The organism is Bradyrhizobium sp. STM 3809, assembly GCF_000239795.1.
Classification (GTDB): Bacteria; Pseudomonadota; Alphaproteobacteria; order Rhizobiales; family Xanthobacteraceae; genus Bradyrhizobium.
In genome coordinates, this window is record NZ_CAFJ01000056.1 from 1 (window position 1) to 2070 (window position 2070).

The 2070-nt window shown below is 65.9% G+C and carries 2 protein-coding genes; one reads left to right on the forward strand and one right to left on the reverse strand.

Features of this window, described 5'->3' with window-relative positions; translation table 11 throughout:
• Nucleotides 1-961, forward strand: a 961-nt coding sequence (locus tag BRAS3809_RS02420; RefSeq protein ID WP_035655099.1) for a pyridoxal phosphate-dependent aminotransferase, incomplete at its 5' end; no start/stop codon positions are given.
• Between the two features lie 27 nt (nt 962-988).
• Here the strand turns inward: BRAS3809_RS02420 and BRAS3809_RS02425 are convergent.
• Nucleotides 989-2070, reverse strand: a 1082-nt coding sequence (locus BRAS3809_RS02425; RefSeq protein WP_240535580.1) for a cobaltochelatase CobT-related protein, incomplete at its 5' end; no start/stop codon positions are given.

Genomic DNA, 2070 nt, shown 5'->3' on the forward strand with positions numbered 1-2070 from the left:
CGGACCGTCGCCGCTGGCGATCGAGGCCATCCGGGCGGCTGCGGCCGACACATTGCGGCTCTATCCCGATCCGCAGGCGACGCGCCTACGCGAGGTGCTCGCCGACTATCACAAGGTCTCGCCCGCGCAGGTCTTCGTCGGCAACGGCTCCGACGAGGTGCTCGCGCACGCCTTTGCGGCGCTGCTCAAGCAGCCTTCGCCGCTGCTGTTCCCCGATGTGACCTACAGTTTCTATCCTGTCTATTGCCGGCTGCTCGGGATCGACTCCACCACCGTTCCGCTCGACGCCGAGATGCGGGTGCGCATCGACGACTATATGGGCCGCCCTGGACCGGTGATCATCGCCAATCCGAATGCGCCGACCGGCATTGCGCTGTCGCGCGCCGAGATCGCGCGGCTGGCGGCGGCGCGCAGCGACAGCGTGGTCGTGATCGACGAGGCCTATGTCGATTTCGGCGCCGAGACGGCGATCCCGCTGATCCGCGACTATCCGAACCTGCTGGTGGTGCAGACGATGTCGAAGTCGCGCGCGCTCGCAGGATTGCGTGTCGGCTATGCGATCGGCCATGCCGAACTCATCGAGGGGCTGACGCGGGTCAAGGACAGCTTTAACTCCTATCCGCTCGGCCGCCCCGCCCAGGCGGGTGCGATCGCCTCGATCGAAGACGAAGCGCATTTCCAGCAGGCGCGCGCGGCCATCATGCAGAATCGCGCCGACCTCACCGCCGCGCTGGTGCGGCTCGGCTTCGAGGTGCTGCCGTCCAGCGCCAATTTCGTGTTCGCGCGGCATCCGGACCGCTCGGGCCAGGCGCTCGCCGCGGCCTTGCGCGAGCGCGCCGTGCTGGTCCGCCATTTCACCGCGCCGCGCATCGCGGATTATCTGCGCATCACGATCGGCTCCGAGCCGGAGCTCGCGCGCCTGACGGACGCGTTGCGCGAGGTGCTGGCGAAGAACGATTGAGCGTTAGGACCGGTGCAGGCGAACGTCTCAGGCACTTTCGTTCAACAACCGCTCGATGAGAGCGACCACGGTGCTCTCCAGCTGCTCGGGAGCACCGAGCTCGATGCCGTCGCGGTAGGAGTGAGCGACGGGGTATTCGCCAATCCCGATCGCCGCGATCCGGATGTCCCCCGCAGCCTCGATCTCCCGGACCTGCTCGGGCAGGTGATGATGAAGATAGCGCTCGCCGTTCTCGGCGAGCGTGGAATCGTCCACCGGCGCGCCGTCGGACAGCACGATCAGATGTTTGCGCCGCTCCGCGCGTTGCCGTAGCCGCGCCGCCGCCCAGGCGATGGCTTCGCCATCGATATTTTCCTTGAGCAGTCCGGGCATCAGCATCGGCGCGCAGCGTTGCGCGGTCAGCGACTCGCCAGCACTGCAATACACGATGTGCAGCAGATCGTTCAGCCGCCCGGGATATGGCGGCCGTCCGTCCGTTTGCCACTTCTCCCGGCTTCGGCCGCCTCGCCAGCGAACGGTGGTGAAGCCGAGCACCTCGTGTTTGGCGCCAAGCCGCTTCAGCAGATCGGATGCGACCAGCGCGGCGCGGGCCGCGAACAGGATGGGATCTCCACGCATCGATCCGGAATGATCGATCAGCAGCGTCACCAACGTATCGGTCGCCTCGCCCGACGCAGGCGTCTTGCGGTCCGTCGCGGCTCGCGCCGCCAAGTCCTTTTCGAGCGCGAATAGCGGCGCAGGATCGACCGCAGGATAGCGCTTCACCCAGCTTCGCTCTGCATCGCTGAGCGTCGCCAGGAAACTATCCAGCTCCTCGGAGCGGATTTCGATGTCGAACTCTCTCGTGTAGGCTCGATAAGGCCGTGCCGGATCAAATGGCACCGGCTTTCGCTTGGTCTTGCGAAACGGAGGCAGGACGCTCGACGCAATCAGCGCAATCAAGAACATCGTCAAGGAGACGTCACGCCACACCAGACTGGCCCCTGCTGACCTCGTTGAACGTTTATGCAGGATGCCGCGTCGGACGCGAATTAAAAAGTATCTGGGACCGTGGCCTAGGCCGCGCGAGTGATGGTCAGCTGCAGCCGCCGCAGCCGCCTCCGCCACCA